17 protein-coding genes and 2 tRNA genes are annotated in these 17977 nt (G+C 49.0%); 18 read left to right on the forward strand and 1 reads right to left on the reverse strand.

Going from position 1 to position 17977, the window contains the following annotated elements; all coding sequences use genetic code 11:
- Positions 1 to 197 precede the first annotated feature (197 nt).
- The 10 genes from HW447_RS06035 (at position 198) to HW447_RS06080 (ending at position 6855) form a co-directional block, all read left to right on the forward strand.
- Complete coding sequence (locus tag HW447_RS06035) at positions 198 to 956, forward strand: hypothetical protein (protein ID WP_176254417.1); 759 nt, start codon at positions 198 to 200, stop codon at positions 954 to 956.
- A 118-nt stretch (positions 957 to 1074) separates the two neighbouring features.
- Positions 1075 to 1587 (forward strand): hypothetical protein, encoded by a 513-nt coding sequence (locus HW447_RS06040; RefSeq protein ID WP_176254418.1) that lies wholly within the window; start codon positions 1075 to 1077, stop codon positions 1585 to 1587.
- Positions 1588 to 1941: 354 nt separating this feature from the next.
- On the forward strand, positions 1942 to 2367 hold the full coding sequence (locus HW447_RS06045; protein ID WP_176254419.1) for a helix-turn-helix domain-containing protein: 426 nt from the start codon (positions 1942 to 1944) through the stop codon (positions 2365 to 2367).
- A complete protein-coding gene (locus HW447_RS06050; protein ID WP_176254420.1) occupies positions 2345 to 3040 on the forward strand; it encodes a metallophosphoesterase in 696 nt (231 codons plus the stop codon). The genes HW447_RS06045 and HW447_RS06050 overlap by 23 nt, the downstream gene beginning before the upstream one ends.
- Positions 3041 to 3297: 257 nt before the next feature.
- Positions 3298 to 3370 (forward strand) — tRNA-Lys (locus HW447_RS06055).
- 31 nt (positions 3371 to 3401) lie between these two features.
- A tRNA-Gln gene (locus tag HW447_RS06060) sits at positions 3402 to 3474 on the forward strand.
- A gap of 373 nt (positions 3475 to 3847) precedes the next feature.
- Positions 3848 to 4081, forward strand: a complete 234-nt coding sequence (locus HW447_RS06065; protein ID WP_176254421.1) for a helix-turn-helix domain-containing protein — start codon at positions 3848 to 3850, stop codon at positions 4079 to 4081.
- A gap of 584 nt (positions 4082 to 4665) precedes the next feature.
- Positions 4666 to 5688: a nucleotidyltransferase domain-containing protein gene (locus tag HW447_RS06070; RefSeq protein ID WP_176254422.1), complete on the forward strand. Its 1023-nt coding sequence runs from the start codon at positions 4666 to 4668 to the stop codon at positions 5686 to 5688.
- A gap of 2 nt (positions 5689 to 5690) precedes the next feature.
- Positions 5691 to 6467, forward strand: a complete 777-nt coding sequence (locus HW447_RS06075; RefSeq protein WP_176254423.1) for a nucleotidyltransferase domain-containing protein — start codon at positions 5691 to 5693, stop codon at positions 6465 to 6467.
- 145 nt (positions 6468 to 6612) lie between these two features.
- Complete coding sequence (locus HW447_RS06080; protein WP_176254424.1) at positions 6613 to 6855, forward strand: hypothetical protein; 243 nt, start codon at positions 6613 to 6615, stop codon at positions 6853 to 6855.
- Between the two features lie 64 nt (positions 6856 to 6919).
- Here the strand turns inward: HW447_RS06080 and HW447_RS06085 are convergent, their stop codons facing one another.
- On the reverse strand, positions 6920 to 7651 hold the full coding sequence (locus tag HW447_RS06085) for a hypothetical protein (protein ID WP_176254425.1): 732 nt from the start codon (positions 7649 to 7651) through the stop codon (positions 6920 to 6922).
- A 354-nt stretch (positions 7652 to 8005) separates the two neighbouring features.
- Here HW447_RS06085 and HW447_RS06090 point away from each other — a divergent pair, with 354 nt between their 5' ends.
- From HW447_RS06090 to HW447_RS06125, 8 genes are all read left to right on the forward strand, one after another.
- Positions 8006 to 10246, forward strand: a complete 2241-nt coding sequence (locus tag HW447_RS06090; RefSeq protein WP_176254426.1) for a glycoside hydrolase family 3 protein — start codon at positions 8006 to 8008, stop codon at positions 10244 to 10246.
- Between the two features lie 258 nt (positions 10247 to 10504).
- The gene (locus HW447_RS06095) at positions 10505 to 10864 is read left to right on the forward strand and encodes a YccF domain-containing protein (RefSeq protein ID WP_176254427.1); all 360 of its coding nucleotides are present in this window, start codon (positions 10505 to 10507) and stop codon (positions 10862 to 10864) included.
- Between the two features lie 41 nt (positions 10865 to 10905).
- Positions 10906 to 12711, forward strand: a complete 1806-nt coding sequence (pepF, locus tag HW447_RS06100; RefSeq protein WP_176254428.1) for an oligoendopeptidase F — start codon at positions 10906 to 10908, stop codon at positions 12709 to 12711.
- Positions 12712 to 12941: 230 nt separating this feature from the next.
- On the forward strand, positions 12942 to 14180 hold the full coding sequence (locus tag HW447_RS06105; RefSeq protein WP_243176223.1) for an MATE family efflux transporter: 1239 nt from the start codon (positions 12942 to 12944) through the stop codon (positions 14178 to 14180).
- Positions 14181 to 14273: 93 nt separating this feature from the next.
- Complete coding sequence (locus HW447_RS06110; protein ID WP_176254429.1) at positions 14274 to 14963, forward strand: DUF554 domain-containing protein; 690 nt, start codon at positions 14274 to 14276, stop codon at positions 14961 to 14963.
- Positions 14964 to 15026: 63 nt separating this feature from the next.
- Entirely contained in the window at positions 15027 to 15974 is a 948-nt protein-coding gene (locus HW447_RS06115; protein WP_176254430.1) for a CocE/NonD family hydrolase, read from the forward strand.
- Between the two features lie 199 nt (positions 15975 to 16173).
- The gene (gene pyrF / locus HW447_RS06120) at positions 16174 to 17091 is read left to right on the forward strand and encodes an orotidine-5'-phosphate decarboxylase (protein WP_176254431.1); all 918 of its coding nucleotides are present in this window, start codon (positions 16174 to 16176) and stop codon (positions 17089 to 17091) included.
- Between the two features lie 100 nt (positions 17092 to 17191).
- A complete protein-coding gene (locus HW447_RS06125) occupies positions 17192 to 17977 on the forward strand; it encodes a dihydroorotate dehydrogenase electron transfer subunit (protein WP_176254432.1) in 786 nt (261 codons plus the stop codon).

Consider the following 17977-nt stretch of genomic DNA (forward strand, 5'->3'; position numbering starts at 1 on the left):
TGGGGCGGAGTGCGGCGGCGCAGAAACGGGAATTGCCAAATATCAGCTATAAATTTACCGTTCATAACTGTGTACTTTGTAGGGATACTGAGGGCGGGGATCGGGAGGGCAGCTGGCTATGAAGCATCTGCGGGTGCTGAAGGCTATCTTAAAGGCGAATAGGATGGGAGAGACCCTTCGTGCTGTGCAGGCACGGAGTGTACAGAAAGAGAGGAACCAATATGACAGGATCTGCTTACCAGAACTGGCTGAAAAAGGAAGAGGAATGGATCGGTGCCTATTGCAGCCGTATCCGCAAAAACAGTATTCTGAAGGTTGTGCCGCTGACGATTCTGCTTTTAGCCGTTCTGTTTGGAGGCATGGCGCTTTTAGGGGGCGGCAGTACACAGGATCTGCTCACAGGGATGGTTGGAGGCTTATTTTTAGGCTTAATTATCTGCGCTTTTTACCTGGCCGTTCTGCTGCTTCAGCTCAGACCCAGCCGGTATGTGCAAAAAATTGAGCAAAGTGTTAAGGCTCTTTCTGCAAACGACATGGAAAAGGAGTTTCTGGGCAGAGAAATGCTGGCTGCCTTAGAGGGCGGGGAACAGGTGCTTTCCTACCAGATGATCGGGCCGAACAGCAATGGAACCCCGGCAAGGGTGATCCTGACGTCCCACTATATCCTGCAGGAGGGCAGCTCGCCCTATGCCGTACTGGTTCGGCTGAGTGACATTGCAGAGGTAAAAACAGGTTCTGAGCAAAAGATGGCTGTTACACACGGGGCCAAGAGCAAAACCTGTCACCATTTTACCCTTTATACCATCGGATTTTACCGGAAGGACCGCTTTGACCGGGGATTGTCTGAAAATGATCCGCCGGACTACGCTATGGGCTTCTTTCAGGAAAACCTGCGGGACAGTGCAGCAGGGATGATTAAAAACAATGGGATGCGGGTACAGCATCCAGAGGTATAAAAATTGAGAGAAAGAATGTTTTGGTCTTAGTAAACCAGCAGTTTAATGACAGCTTGTGCATCCTGGGATATAATAGGTGTGATCAGGTAAACAAAGACAGATGAAGGAGGGAACAGCTATGAGATATACGTCATCAGAAGCGAATAAGCTGCTTCGCAGACTGACGGAGGAGCGGGATGCCCTGTTAGTGAAAGAACTCAAAAGCAGCACATTTCTGGCCGCCATGGGAGAGGATGTGGACTCTGTAAGGCCGGATTATGACTATGCACAGACGCAGAAAGAACTGGAGGAACTGGATCGGAAAATACGTATGGTAAAGCACGCAATCAATGGATTCAATGTAAGCCATGAGGTTCAGGGCTTCGATATGACCATAGACCAGATGCTGGTATATATCCCGCAGCTTACATCAAAAAAGAAAAAGCTGTCCAATATGAAAAGCCGCCTTCCGAAGCAGCGTGAGATGGCCGGTGGATTTGGCCATACAGGCAGTATTATTGACTACTGCTATGCCAACTACAACATCGGGAAGGCGGAAGCAGACTATGCGGCAGTATCCGATGAACTTGCCAGGGCACAGACGGCTCTGGATGCTGTGAACAGTACCGAAACCATGGAAATTGACCTCTGATTGCTTTCCCGGTTTTTTCCAGACAGAAAATTTTTAATGCTAATAGAGAAGATGTACAGCGTTTAGGAATCCTGTTATCCGTTATTTGTTTGTTATTCCATAGGGTATAAAGTCAGTTTAAGAGGGAAATCCTGCCATATCGCTGTCTGTCTGGGGAATCGAAAGCTTTTCGTACATTCTGTATGTGCGAAGCGGCAAAAGCACGGTCATATGCCGCGTTTAAGGAGAAAAATGTGAACATGGCTGAACAGTTATGAATTGTAATAAAAAAGTTATGGTATAGGATCCAGAAAAGAGGTATACTGTTTTCATCGTGTTTTGGAATGGAAAGATGAATAGCAGGAGGTATGCCATATGGAACCAGTATATTTGTCGATCCAGCAGGAAGCCACCGGAAAGCGGATGAAAACGATGATCCGGGATAGAGGGTATTCCGTTAAGGATATCCAGGAAGCAATGGGTTTTGAGAATCCCCAGGCAGTCTATAAGTGGCTGTCCGGAAAATCCCTTCCGAGTCTGGACAATTTCCTGATCCTCAGCAGAATATTACATACCAGTATCGAAGATATCCTCGTCGTGGACGGGGATATTGCTGTATTAAAGGGTGGGACGACAAGACGCCTTGACAAATATAAAAAAGAAGAAAAGGAAAAGAATTTCCGGGAGTGTAAGCATAAAGCATTTGCATTGTTTTTGCAGTGCTGTGACAGTTGGGGGATTAAGAAAAATAAGTGTTCTAATGGGAGGAAGAACTACAATGGCGGTATATATTACAGGTGATACCCATGGGGATTTTCGTCAAATCGAAAATTTCTGTGCGGAAATGGAAACGAAGCAGGATGATATCATGATGATTCTGGGAGATGCGGGGTTTAATTATTTTGGGGATATCAGAGATGATGCAGGAAAAATGGACGTATCTCATACGCACATGACATATTTTCTGGTACATGGCAACCATGAGATGCGGCCGGAAACAGTGGGGGAATACCGGCTGGTTGATTGGAACGGTGGAATGGTTTATCAGGAGGCGCGTTTCCCGCGGCTGCTATTTGCAAAAGACGGTGAAATTTACCGGATCAATGGAAGAAGTGTACTGGTTATCGGCGGGGCCTATTCGATTGATAAGGAATACCGGCTGCGTATGGGATACCGATGGTTCCCGGATGAGCAGCCATCGGAGGAGGTCAGGCGATATGTGGAACAGCAGCTGGATAAGGCGAATTGGAACGTGGACGTGGTATTAACACACACCTGTCCCCGCAAATATGAGCCGGTAGAGTATTTTTTGCCGGGAATTGACCAGAGTAAGGTAGATAAATCTACGGAGAACTGGCTGGATAGCATTGAGGACAGGCTGGATTACAGAGAGTGGTACTGCGGCCACTGGCATATCAACAAGAAAATCGATAAACTGACATTTCTGTTTCATGATATTAGATTATTTACCTGAGTTATCTACTGACAGAAGATAGACAGGTTCTGTCTGCCGGAGTATAATGCAGATATCAAAACGAAGGGAGAGAAAAACGATGACAAATATGGCGATTTTTGAGAAACAGCAGCAGAAACAGAAACGCGCCCGTAAAGAGCGTCTGTTTCCAATACCTGTCAGGATAAAGCTGTGGAAGGGGATTTTTGATTGATTTGTGACAGAATCCCGTTATCGTTTTTCTCACCGCCTGCCCTGACCGGACAGGCGGTATTTTTGCGTGTATAGCTCAGCTGGAAGAGCAGGCGGCTTTTAACCGTCAGGTCGTGGGTTCGAGCCCCACTACACGCATGATATCTGTACTTACAGATATAAAAATTTATGCGGATTAGCTCAGCTGGAAGAGCTGCTGCCTCTGAAGCAGCGTGTCGCAGGTTCGAGCCCTGCATCCGTAGTTTTGGAACCGTACAGGAACATATAATTATGAGCGAACGCAGCCAAATGGATAAGGTATTGCGCTGCGGACAGAACGAGGCTGGTTTCAGTCCGGCTATCCCGGCAGAAGGATAAAAACTACTGGCTGCTTTTTTGCCAGAGACGGGTATGCTGGGGGAAGATATAACGATAAGCACAGGAGGAATCTATGATGAGTAATGGTCTGAAACGCCATGGGCAGGTAGAAAAACGCCGTAAACAACAGCGTCTCTTTTTTGTACCCTTATGGCAGGAAAAGGCTTATCGCTTGCCGTAGCTTCCAAAGCTCACGTCCATGCAGCCGCTTTCTCCATGAGGGAAGACAGTTATTTTTATTGTGTGAAGGTGAGAAAAATGGGAAATTATCCGGTTATTGATCCGGTTGCCACCGGAATAAATATAGATGGAATGCGAAGGGACGCCGGATACAGTGTGGCCGCTATGGCAGAGTATTTTGGCTTTGCCACGACAAACGCAATTTACAAGTGGATTCATGGAACGAGTATGCCGACACTGGATAATGTGATGGCGCTCAGTATGCTGTTTGGAGTAAGCGTGAATGATATTGTGGTGATGAAGAAGGGATAAGTCTCCCCATTAGTATGTAAAAACACAGGTTCATTTCCAAAATTCGTTTAAGAAAGCTTCAGACGCTTTATTGAACACAGGATACCGTTTATCAAATTGTAAGTTGCGACAATATTCATGCGTTCTAATTCCGTTTGAGCCCACCATGCAATTCTGGTATTAAAAGTTCCCGGCAATCAAAAGCGGGCAGCGAAATGTACTCATACCTTGTAGTGTCTGTCGGCTCCAGAAGGACGGCAAAATCCAGGCAGCCATCATATAGTATTTTGCAGAAAAACTATATGCAGGTGTGTTTCTTGAAAAAATGAGAAAATTGGATTGTATGTCAGACAAAATTATACTATGATCTTAGCATAAACAAAAATAAACATCAATCATGATGTTAGCCGTTCGGGTGAAGGGATGACACTGCACAGTCATAGATTTTGTAAGGAATCATTGGACGGTATTGGAAACTGTGACAGTCAGATCTGGCTGAGAAACTGCGGTACTTGACAGTGCATTGTCTTTTTGTATGCAATCATTTTAATGACAGGAATGAGGGGATATGCGGCTGGAATACCCGTGGAAGGAGTGAGAAAAGAATGGCGGACAGGGATTTTAAAAAGTTGCTGGATACAGAAGAATATGAATTTTTAAAGACAAATCCAAGGCTGGGAAAACGGATCATGCTCCTTGGCCTTGGGGGAAGCTATGCTTACGGGACGAATAATGAAAACAGTGATATTGATTTCAGAGGAGTGACGCTGAATCTGCCTTCTGATCTGGTGGGACTGACAGAATTTGAGCAGTACGAGGATGGGGATACGGATACGGTTCTTTACTCATTCAACAAAATTGTAAAGCTTTTGCTGGAATGTAATCCCAATACCATTGAAATCCTGGGGCTTGATGAGGATCAGTATTTGATTATGTCCTCTCTTGGACGGGAACTTTATAAACATCGGGGGATGTTTCTGTCAAAACGGGCAGCCAGGTCTTTTGGAGGATATGCAAGCGCTCAGCTGCGCCGTCTCCAGAACGCGATTGCCAGAGATTTCATGCCTCAAAAGGAGAGGGAGCAGCATATACTCCGTTCCGTTCAGAATGTACTGGAGGATTTTGGACGGAGGTATGACCGGTTTGACAAGGGAAGGATTCACCTGTACATTGACCAGGCTGAAAATCCCAAGCTGGAAACGGAAATATTTGTGGATGCAGATTTTAAACGCCTGCCCCTTCGAGATTATGAAAAGATGTGGTCTTCTATGCACAATGTAGTGAAGGATTATGACAAAATCGGAAAACGCAATAAAAAGAAGGATGACAACCACCTGAACAAGCACGCCATGCATCTGATCCGGCTGTTTATGATGGCCATTGATATTCTGGAACGCGGTGAGATCCGCACCAGACGGACCGCAGAGCAGGAACTGCTTTTAAAAATCCGAAACGGCGGTTTTCAGACGGCAGAAAAAGACTTTATGCCGGAGTTTTATGAACTGCTTTCGGATTATGAAAAACGCCTGGAACAGGCAGAAAAAGAGAGCTGCCTGCCGGATCATCCTGATATGGTTAGGGTGGAGGAGTTTGTGGAGCATATTAACAGAAGGGCATTGGAGATTTGATGATGAAACGGGAGATTCAGAACGAAATTCAGGAAAAACTGAAGGAAATTGAAGAGAAGGAACAGGTTGCTATCCTCTATGCAGTGGAATCAGGAAGCCGTGCATGGGGAATCGCATCGCCGGACAGTGATTATGACGTGCGCTTCATCTATGTGCGGAAACCAGACGAATATCTGCGTCTGGATCCGGTAAAAGATGTGATTGAATGGCAGCTGGATGAAGTTCTTGATATTAACGGGTGGGATCTGAAGAAGGCCCTGGTACAGTTTCAGCGTGGAAATGCCACGCTGTTTGAGTGGGCAAATTCTCCGATCGTATATAAATCCAGCGCAGCCTGGGAATGTATTTATGAGACAGCAAAACTGTATTTTTCAAAAAAGGCCGCCATATATCACTATTACGGTACAGCGAACAAGACATTTCTTCAGGATCTGCAGGAGGAAAAGGTAAAATATAAAAAATACTTCTATGCTCTGAGGCCCCTTTTAGCGGCGAAGTATATCAGGGAACACGGTATTCCGGCTCCGGTTTTATTTGATGATCTGATGAAACAGGAACTTCCCCGGGAGCTTTCCAGAGAAATTGACAGGCTTCTTGCAGTAAAGAGAAACTCGGATGAGGCAGAACGCCGACTGCAGAATCCAACGGTTCAGGAGTATATCGCCAGGGAACTTGAACGTCAGAAAGAAATAGCGGATCAGATGCCGGATGACCGGAATTATGACTGGAGAGAGTTGAACCGAATATTTTTTAATCTATTGCAGGAGGAGAATTCTTAAAGCGCATTGCTGGAAGTAATATGCAGTGCCAAGCACATATAAGCGTTTCAGAAATTTTGGAAGGCATTGGATAAGCTTTTGGTGGGAATGTGGATGGACAGAAAATATTTTGGGGAAACAGAAAAATGGGGAAGGAACATAGTGTGTGGAAGGAGAAACGAGAGATTGTCTGTACAGGATGGAATATGACAACGGAAACATCAGAACCCTGGTAAGACCGCCGGTGAAATTCCAGGAAATGGGCGTTCCTGAGTATAAGGGCGGCCCTCTGATTGGCGAGCAGGGGCCGGAAATCTTAAAGAATCTGGGCTACACGGATGAACAGATCCGGGAGTATCAGGAGAAGGGGATCCTTTTTGTCTGGAAGGATGAACGGAAGGACGGATAAACATATAATACCTCCCTGTCACAGAAACAGTGTCTGTGGCGGGGAGGTATTTTGCAATCCCAGCTTATTCTGCCTTGATGGTTTCCATCTCTGTGCTCTCTGTAAGGGATTCGGTCGGACTGGCAGCTTCCGTCCCTTCTTCGGGCTGAGGAAGTACAGCCACGCGGTTTACTTCCATATAGGTTCCCGGCATGGAACGGGTCATGTTCTGTGTATGGCTTACCACACAGAGATCTCCTTCCTGAACCGTTGTATTGCCAAGACTGTCTTTGTTTACCATGAACTGAGAACCGTCAGCCCGTTCAAAGAGTACGCTGTCCTCATCTATGGCCTTCACTGTGCCGATGGAATCCTGATAGGGATCATCCATGGTACGGATGGAATATACCTGGGGAAGCTGCCCCGGCAGAGACATGGTCATAACCATGGAATGACTGATGACATAGGTTTCTCCGTCCTTTAATTCCTCGGGCATAACGGTAAAATCGCTGAGAATGCAGATGAAATCGCCAAGGGTGTCATTGTGGAATACCAGCTTTCCCTCATCAGCAAACTCGCTGTCCTTGACATAGACGGCTTCGGTCCGAACCACATCCTCCGCCTCAGCTTCTGTCTCGCCGGCTGCTGTTTCCGGCGCCTTTGTGCTTTCTTCTGTCTGCACTTGTTCTGTTGCGGGGGACTCTGTTTCTGTCTGAGAGGAAACCAAAGAGCTGGTCTGAGGGCTGGTACATCCGTTTAACAATACGGTTGCTGTGACTGCTGCCATAGCTGCTGCTGTTATAAATCTCTTTTTCATAATGAAACTCTCCTTTTATGAATCTGTTTACCTTTTTATATGATGCTGGGGCAAAAGATATTTTAACATATATGATTATAACGGATAGATATTACAAAACCAATTACTTTCTTTTGACTATTTTCTAATAATTTCTGACATTTTTGTTAAGATTGGGGGAAATGAGCGGGAAATGTGGATATTTTTTCTGTAAATAGTTCTATCAGTCGGTTTCCATCCTGTGATACAATAATGCCATCAGAATCAGCGCCCCTCTCCCCAGGGCCTTCGTATCCTTTGCCGTAATAGGCCGGTGAAACTGTTCTTAGGTGAGAGCAGTGGGGAATATGGGGCGGCGCAAGCAGGAGGTTACAGATGGAAGGAAAATGGACAAAAGAATCAAAGGACGGATATGTCATTATTCATAATCCGGGCGGAAAGGATCTGGGGCTGGCTAAAGATACCAGGGTCCAGCTGATCACGGAGGACGGGCTGGCATTTAAGGATTTTTTGGGAACGGGTAAGCTGGCGCCCTATGAGGACTGGAGACTTCCCGCAAAGGAACGGGCAAAGGACCTGGCAGCCAGGCTTTCCATAGAGGAGATTGCGGGGCTTATGCTTTACAGCGCCCATCAGGTGATTCCTGCCTGCGGGCCTCAGGCAGAGACCTTTGGGGGAACCTATCATGGAAAGAAATTCATGGAGAGCGGTGCTAAAAGCTGGGATCTGACGGATCAGCAGAGGGAATTTCTTCTGAAAGATAAGGTGCGCCATGTGCTGATCCTGGAATTAAAGGATACGGAGACCGCGGTGCGCTGGAATAATAATCTTCAGGCTTTGGCGGAAAATGACGGCTTTGGCATCCCGGCCAATAACAGCTCAGATCCCCGCCACAGCGTAGGATCTACGGCGGAATATATTGCACAGACGGGGGAGCCTATTTCAAAATGGGCCAATGGAATCGGGCTTACAGCGGCCTTTGATCCAGAGCAGGTAAAGACCTTCGGGCAGATCGCCTCTAGGGAATACCGCGCCCTGGGAATTACCACGGCCCTGTCTCCCCAGATCGACCTTGCTACGGAACCGAGATGGATGCGATTTGCGGATACCTTTGGAGAGGACACAGAGCTGACGGCGGAAATGGCCAGGGCATACTGCGACGGTTTCCAGACAACTCCGGGAAGCGAGGATGGATGGGGAGAAGAAAGTGTTCATACCATGGTAAAGCATTTTCCCGGCGGCGGTCCCTGCGAAGGAGGAAGAGACGCCCATTACGCTTATGGAAAATACGCGGTATATCCGGGGGAGAATTTTAAGGAGCATCTAAAGCCATTTACGAAAGGGGCCTTTGACTTAAAAGATGGAACGGGCAGTGCAAGCGCGGTGATGCCTTACTATACCGTTTCCTGGAATCAGGATAAAAAGAACGGGGAAAATGTGGGAAATTCCTACAACCGGTATCTGATCCAGGATCTTTTGCGGGAGGAACTGGGCTATGACGGTGTAGTATGCACGGATTGGGGCATTACCCGCGATATGGGGCCAAAGGAAGAGACGTTTTCCGGAAAATGCTGGGGCGTGGAGGGCCTGGATGAGGCTGGACGCCATTTAAAGGCACTGGAAGCAGGCGTGGATCAGTTTGGCGGAAATAACGATGCAGAGCCTTTGCTGACAGCTTATGAGCGAGGCTGTCAGATCTATGGTGAGGAGGCTATGCGGGCCAGACTGGAGCGGTCTGCCGTGCGCCTTTTAACCAATATTTTCCGAGTGGGCCTTTTTGAAAATCCGTATCTGGATCTGAAGGCCTCCCTGGAGACCGTGGGAAACCCGGAGTATGTGAAAAAGGGCTTTGAATCTCAGTTAAGAAGCATTACCCTCCTGAAAAACCGTGGAAATGTTCTTCCGCTGAAACAAAAGGCGAAGGTTTATATTCCGAACCGTCATATCCGGCCCTATTATGATTTTATGAGCCACAGGACAGAGGACTGCTTTATGATTCCGGCGGGAAAGGAGGCCGCAAAAGAGTATTTTACAGTGGTGGATACGCCCCAGGAGGCAGATGCGGCCTTGTGTTTTATCGAGTCACCCATTTCTCAGGGATATAGCCCGGAGGATCGGGCGGCGGGCGGGAACGGCTATGTGCCGGTGACTCTTCAGTACCGCCCCTATCAGGCAGAATATGCCAGAGAGATAAGCATAGCGGGCGGCGATCCGCTGGAGGAGTCTGCAAACCGCAGCTACCGCGGCAAGTGGAATACGGCTGCCAATGAGGAGGATCTGGATATGGTAGTTCGGATGCGGGAAATAATGGGAGAAAAGCCGGTGGTTGTGTCGGTATCCATGAAAAATCCCATGGTCATGGCAGAACTTGAGCCTTTAGCTGACGCTGTTTTGGCGGACTACGGCGTCAATCCCAGGGCCGTCTGCCAGGTGGCCTGCGGTGAGTTTGCGCCCCAGGGCCGTCTGCCCCTTCAACTCCCCGCAGATATGAAGACGGTAGAGGAGCAGAAGGAGGATGTGGCCTTTGATATGAAATGCTACAAAGACAGCGAAGGCCATGTGTATGACTTTGGATTCGGGATGGATTTTAGTGGGGTGATAGAGAAACGCTCCTGAGCGAATGAATAGAATATGTTTGTCTGGAGACTGCCTGTAAAACTTCGCAGGCAGTTTTTTTGCAGGGATAACTGCTGTTTCTGATGTATTTTCCGGCAGAACAAGGCTGTGACCTGGCAGATGTTTTATATATGACTGCACGCTCCTTTACAGCCAGAACCATTTATTATATAATCACCTTACAGGGCAGTTGGGACGTGTGTCCCTTTTGCTGCTGACGGCAGAATGAAAATGAATATGGAGGAAGGAGTAAAACGTATGGGATGTCTTGGAAACGCAGTCTGGTTTATCTTCGGAGGCGCAGTCAGCGGTCTGAGCTGGTGTCTGGCAGGCTGTCTGTGGTGCGTTACGGTGGTGGGAATCCCCATAGGATTACAGTGCTTTAAGCTGGCGTCCTTAAGCTTTTTTCCCTTTGGAAAGGAAGTGATCTACGGCGGAGGCGCCGGGTCGTTTCTGTTAAATATCATCTGGCTTTTGGTGTCAGGGCTGCCTCTGGCTGCGGAGCATCTGTGCCTGGGGCTTTTCCTGTGTGTGACGGTGGTAGGAATCCCCTTTGGACTCCAGCAGTTTAAACTGGCAAAGCTGGCGCTGATGCCGTTTGGAGCAGAGGTATGCTGACCCGTGAGGGAAGGATAGAATAAAAAAGGAGCAGGCTTTATATGACGAAAAAGCGATATGAAATACCCATGGAAGATACATGGAAACTGGAGGATATGGTGGCAGACCGTGAAACCTGGGAGCAGCTTTATAAGGAGGCTGTAAAGGAGGCGGAGCGCTATGAGGAATTTAAGGGAAAATTGGCAGAGTCGGCAGATGTGCTGTACGAAGCGCTGAAGTTTGACGACACTTTTTCTGAGAAGATTGAGCGCCTGTATGTATACGCCAGGATGCGGTCTGATGAGGATACGGCAGACCAGGAGTACCAGGATATGTTTTCAAGGGCTCAGAGTCTGTCTTTTCGGGCCGGGGAGCTGTCGGCTTTTATGATACCGGAGATTTTAGGGATGCCTGACGGTCAGCTGGCTTTGTATTGCAGATCGGAAAACGGTATTTCCCACTACAGACGCCTTCTGGAGCAGCTGGCAAAGAGAAAGGCCCATACTTTATCCCATGAGATGGAAGGGCTGCTGGCGCGTTCTAAAGAAGCCACTCAGGGCGGTGCTCAGATATTTCGTATGTTTAACAATGCAGACGTACGTTTTCCATCCATTACAGGAAGTGACGGCAGAGAGCTTCCTGTGACTCATGGTTCCTTTATTTCCCTTATGGAGAACCCGGAGCGAAAGATCCGTAAATCGGCTTTTGAAAGCCTGTATGGTGTATACAAGCAGTATTCCAATACACTGGTGGCAGCATTTGCAGCCAATGTAAAGCAGGCTGTTTTTTATGCCAGAGCCAGAAAATATGATTCCAGCCGTTCCTATTATCTTAACTCCAATGAGGTGCCGGAGGAGGTGTATGACCGGCTCACTGCTTCCGTGAGAAAGGGGCTGCCAAAGCTTCACCGCTATATTTCTCTGCGCAAAAGACTTCTTAAAACGGATGATCTTCATATGTATGATCTCTATGTGCCCCTGGTGGCAGAGGCAGACCGGCCGTTTTCCTTTCAGGAGGCAAAGGAGATGGTAAAAGAGGGACTGGCGCCTCTGGGGGAGGAGTACCGGGCGCTGCTAAAAAAGGGCTTTGACGGCCGCTGGATCGATGTGTATGAGAATGAGGGTAAGCGGAGCGGAGCTTATTCCTGGGGAGTTTATGGCTGTCATCCCTATGTGCTGTTAAATTTCCAGGGAACCTTAAAGGATGTTTTTACGCTGGCTCATGAGATGGGCCATGCCATCCATACATGGTATTCCAATGAGGCCCAGCCTTATACGTATGCCGGCTACAGGATCTTTGTGGCTGAGGTGGCGTCTACCTGCAACGAGGCGCTTTTAATCCGTCATCTGTTAGAAACCAGCAAAGACAGGAAGGAGCGGGCTTATCTGCTGAACCATTTTCTGGAAAGCTTTCGTACCACGCTGTTCCGCCAGACCATGTTTGCGGAATTTGAGCAGAAGGCTCATGAGATGGAGGCGGCGGGAGAGAGCCTGACGGCCCGGAGTCTGTGCGGGATCTATGCGCAGTTAAACAGGGACTATTTCGGTCCGGATATGGAGGTGGATGAAGAGATCGGATATGAATGGGAGCGGATTCCCCATTTCTATACGCCTTTTTATGTATATCAGTATGCTACCGGATTTTCCGCGGCAATCGCCATCAGCCGCAGGATCATGGCCGGGGAGCCGGGGACTCTGGAAGGCTACAGAAGCTTTTTAGGAGGCGGTTGCTCTATGGAGCCAGTGGAGCTTTTAAAACTCTGCGGCGTAGATATGTCTGAAAGCGGGCCCGTAGATGAGGCGCTGGAATTCTTCGGGGAGCTTTTGGATGAATTTGAGAGATGCATGAGGGAGGAGACCGGGGTATAAACGGCTGTTTCGGGGAATACTGGAGGATACATTAAGAACCTTTGCAGGATAACCGGTGTAATCCGGCTGAGAGCTAAGGTACAGCACAAAGGAGGGGGATTGTCATAGAGAAAACGGGAACGGAAACAAAGAAGCAGAACAGGGATCTGACAACAGGAGAGCCGGGCATCCGCCTGCTTTTCTTTGCGCTGCCTCTGATCCTTGGAAATCTGTTTCAGCAGTTTTACAATATGGCGGATTCCATGATTGTTGGAAATTTTCTGGGAGAGGAAGCCCTGGCGGCAGTGGGCGCTTCTTATGCCCTGACAAATGTGTTTATCATGATCGCCATTGGCGGCGGAAACGGCGCGTCGGTGCTGACCTCCCAGTATCTGGGAGCCAGAGATTATGCCAGAATGAAAACCTCGGTGTTTACTGCCCTGATCAGTTTCATTACGGTGAGTCTGATCCTGGGCGGTGTGGGATATTATTTTAACGGCACGATCTTAAGAGCTCTGCAGACCCCAGACAATATCATGGCTCAGGCAGAGCTTTATCTGGGGATCTATTTTCTTGGGATGCCCTTTCTTTTTATGTACAATGTGCTGGCCGCTGTTTTTAACGCGCTGGGAGATTCTAAAACGCCGCTGTATCTTCTGGTCTTTTCCTCTATTTTGAATGTAGTTCTGGATATTTTTTCCATTACTGTGCTTGGGATGGGAGTAGATGGGGCAGCGGTTGCAACGGTATTTTCACAGGGAGTATCCGCTGTGATTTCCTTTGGACTTCTGATCCGCAAATTAAAAACGTATCCGTCAGGGGCTGTGAAACGGTATGACAGTGGGATGCTGGCAGGAGGAACGAGGATTGCGCTTCCCTCGATCCTTCAGCAGTCCATTGTATCCATCGGAATGCTGCTGGTACAGTCGGTAGTCAACGGCTTTGGTTCGGCTGTGCTGGCAGGCTACTCCGCAGGCAGCCGTATTGAGTCTATCTGCATTGTGCCTATGATAGCGACGGGAAATGCGGTAGCCACCTTTACTGCTCAGAACATCGGTGCAGACAGGATTGACCGGGTAAAGAGAGGCTACCGGATCAGCTATGCAATTGTGGGGGCGTTTGCAGCGCTCATCGCTTTTGGCGTGGGAATCTGGAACGGAGAAATCATCGCTGCTTTTCTGGGAGGGGATACAGCATCGGAGGCTTTTGCCACAGGAACCGGGTATCTGTCCTTTATTGGCTGGTTCTTTGTATTTATCGGCTTAAAGGCCTGCACGGACGGTGTCCTAAGAGGCGCGGGGGACATGGCGGTATTTACGGCAGCAAACCTTATCAATCTGGGAATCCGAGTAGCCGTGGCGTTTCTGCTGGCTCCGGTATGGGGCGTGGCAGCTGTGTGGTATGCAGTCCCCATGGGATGGACAGCCAATTATCTGATTTCCTTTGCCGGATATCTGTCAGGAAAATGGAGCCGCAGAAGGGTGATCTGAAAGAAACATGAGAGGCTGTAAGATATGGAAGTAAGCGGGCCGCAGGAAGGCGCAGCCGGTTAAAAGAGAGAAAGTACACAGGAGGAAATATCCATGTTGGGAACCATTGCGAATACGGGCGCTATTCTTATGGGAAGTATAGTTGGCAGCACCTTAAAGAAAGGAATCGGAGAGAAGTATAAAACGGTTATGATGGATTCCATGGGGCTGGCTGCCGCGGCTCTTGGCATCAATTCCATTACAGAGGCTATGCCCCAGTCAAGGTACCATGTGCTCTTTATTGTCAGCCTGGCCATTGGGGGACTGATCGGTACAAGACTGGATCTGGCTGCGGTTTTTGACCGCGCGGTGGGGAAGATATCCGGGGGATCAAATCTTTCCCAGGGACTGTCTGCTGCCATCCTTCTGTTTTGCGCAGGCACGCTTTCAATTTTAGGCCCTATGCAGAGCGCCCTTCAGGGAGATAACACCTACCTTTATACCAATGCGATTTTGGATGGAATCACATCAACGGTGCTCAGTTCTACCTTCGGTGTGGGAATCGCCATTGCAGCGGCAGTCCTGTTTTGCTGGCAGGGCAGTATCTATCTGTTAGCAAGCGTGATTGAGCCGTTTATCACCGATGCACTGATGAACGAGATCAGCCTGGTGGGCGGAATCCTGATTTTAAGCAGCGGACTGGGGATCCTTGGGATCAAGCAGATCCGTACCTTGAATCTTCTTCCAGCCCTTCTGGTGCCTCCCGCAGTGATCGCAGTTTTGACGGCAGCGGGAATGGGGTGAAAGAGTCCATTTCTGCATAGTTGGACACATAGGAAACTTGGCGTCTGTTTCTGGGGAACGGAAATGGTTCAGACCAGAGATGGGGAAAGGCTGGCTTCGGAAGTATATCTTCTCGCTGTAAAGAGCGCCCCGGCAGGCCAACAGCGCTGGCCCGCTGTTCTAATTCGTACCCCTTACGGAAAGCGCCGGGGCGTGGAGGTATATTACCGCTTTGTACAGAGAGGATACGCGGTGGTGATCCAGGACGTCAGAGGACGGGAGGACAGCACAGGGGAATGGATGCCCCAGCACTATGAGATTGAGGATGGAGATGATACCTTAAACTGGATTGCGGCCCAGCCATGGAGTGACGGCACAGTGGGAATGACCGGAGGCTCCTATCTGGGCTATGTCCAGTGGGCAGCTGCCGGCTGCGGAAAGGGGAGTCTGCGCTTTGAGCCTTCTGCCGGTAAAGGCAGGGATTGCTATGTGTACGATCCCGAAAATCCGTCCGTCCATATCGTGGATATGTCGGAAAATGAGCTGGAGATACCAGAGGATTATACACGTATGGAGTGGCGGGAGGATATGCTTGCCTACACCACAGAGCCATTTACAAAGTCCTGTGTTATCACCGGTGAGCTGGCAGTCACTCTTTATATTTCCTGCGACTGCCCGGATACGGACTTTATGGTGCGGATTACGGATGTGGATGAACAGGGGCGTTCCATCAAGCTGGCGGACGGTGTTTTAAGCGCAAAATACAGGAATGGATTTGAAAAGGCGGAGTATCTGGAACCGGATGGGATTTATGAGATTACCATCCGAACTACCAAGATATCAAACGCCTTCCTTCCCGGCCACAGGCTGCGCCTGACAGTCACCTCCAGCGGCAAAAATTTCATCTTCCCCAACAGCAATACCAGAGACGGCTTTGACAGTGCTTTCGTCCAAAAGGCGCATATTACCGTGCACAGAGGTCCAAAGACCCCTTCAAGGGCTGTGATGAAAAGAGAGAATACCAGGGACTGAGGGCGAAGGCGCTGCAGCAGTCTCGGATTCTGAAATGAGTGTACAAAAACGGTATCCCTGAGAAATGTGAAAACTCAGCCGGATGCCGTTTTCCTTTTTTCAAAGCTGTATTTTCCAGGAAAATGGGTACTGTTCAGACCGCAAAAACTATGATAAAATGATAAACAATCAACACATCACAAGACAAGAGGAGGACGTTATGATCCGTCAGTTAATTGAAAAAATACAGAAAACAAAGGCCCCTGTCTGCGTAGGCTTAGACCCCATGCTTTCCTATGTTCCGGAGCACATTCAGGCAGCTGCCTTTGAGCAGTACGGAGAGACCCTTGAGGGAGCGGCAGAAGCTATCTGGCAGTTCAACAGGGAGATCGTAGATCATACCTTTGACCTGATCCCATCCGTAAAGCCCCAGATCGCCATGTATGAGCAGTTCGGCATTGAGGGCTTAAAGGTTTATAAAAGAACCGTGGATTACTGTAAGGAAAAGGGCCTGATTGTCATCGGTGATGCGAAGAGAGGCGATATCGGTTCTACCTCCGCCGCCTATGCTGTGGGCCATATCGGCAGTGTCCAGGTCGGTTCAAAAACCTACAGCGGTTTTGATACAGATTTCCTTACCGTAAACCCATACCTTGGCACAGACGGCGTAAAGCCTTTTGTGGATGTATGCAGTAGCCATGACAGAGGTCTCTTTGTTCTGGTAAAGACCTCTAATCCTTCCAGCGGCGAGTTCCAGGACCGCCTAATTGACGGCCGTCCTCTCTATGAGTGGGTGGCAGAGAAGGTAGTAGAGTGGGGAGACGCTTCCATGGACGGTGATTACAGCAATGTAGGCGCTGTCGTAGGTGCTACCTATCCTGAGATGAGCCGGATACTGAGAAACCTTATGCCCCGCACCTATTTCCTTGTACCCGGCTACGGCGCTCAGGGCGGCACGGCAGAGGACTTAAAGCACTGCTTTAACAAAGACGGTCTGGGTGCCATCGTAAACTCATCCAGAGGAATTATTGCAGCGTATAAGCAGGAGAAGTATAAGCAGTTTGGCCCGGAGCATTTTGCAGAGGCATCCAGACAGGCTGTAATAGATATGGTGGCTGACATCAACCGCGTACTGTAAGAAAGGCTGCCCCGGCCTTCTGCCGGGGCAGAAACGGTCCGGTTATGGCTGGTTCCCGATGGGATCGGCATAAGAATGACAGGAAAATGGGAGAAGATTCATGGCAAAATTAAAAATGACAGCCACTGTTGTCTCACAGGCACAGCTGGCTGAAGGTATTTATGATTTAAGGCTGAAGGCTGGTGAGATTGCGTCACAGGCTGTGGCGGGACAGTTCGTATCCGTCTATTCCAAAGACGGCTCCCGCCTGCTTCCAAGGCCCATCAGCCTCTGCGGCATTGACAGGGAGGCCGGGGAACTGCGGCTGGTATACAGGATCGCAGGAGCAGGCACAGAGGAGTTTTCCACCCTTAAGGCCGGTGATACAGTGGATATCCTGGGGCCTCTGGGAAATGGTTTCCCTCTTAAAGAGGGAAAAAAGGCGTTCCTGATCGGAGGCGGCATCGGTGTACCTCCGATGCTGGAGCTGGCAAAGGAGTTAAAGCGTTTAAACGGTGCAGAGCTGGTTCAGTCTGTAATGGGCTACCGGAACAGCCAGACCTTTTTGATGGATGAATTTAAAGACTGCGGCTCTGTGTATGCGGCAACGGAGGACGGAAGCTGCGGTACAAAGGGAAATGTCCTGGATGCTATTCGTGAAAACGGCCTTGACGCAGAGGTGATCTACGCCTGCGGCCCTGCTCCCATGCTTCGTGCCCTAAAGGCGTATGCAAGGGAAAAGGGAATTCAGTGCTGGATTTCCTTAGAAGAAAAGATGGCCTGCGGCGTGGGTGCCTGTCTGGCCTGCGTCTGCCAGTCCAGGGAAAAAGACGAACATTCTCAGGTACACAACAAGCGCATCTGCAAGGACGGCCCTGTATTCCTGGCAGACGAGATCGAACTGTAA

Origin of the sequence: Enterocloster alcoholdehydrogenati (genome assembly GCF_013282095.1) — a bacterium.
In the GTDB taxonomy this organism is placed as follows: domain Bacteria; phylum Bacillota; class Clostridia; order Lachnospirales; family Lachnospiraceae; genus Enterocloster; species Enterocloster alcoholdehydrogenati.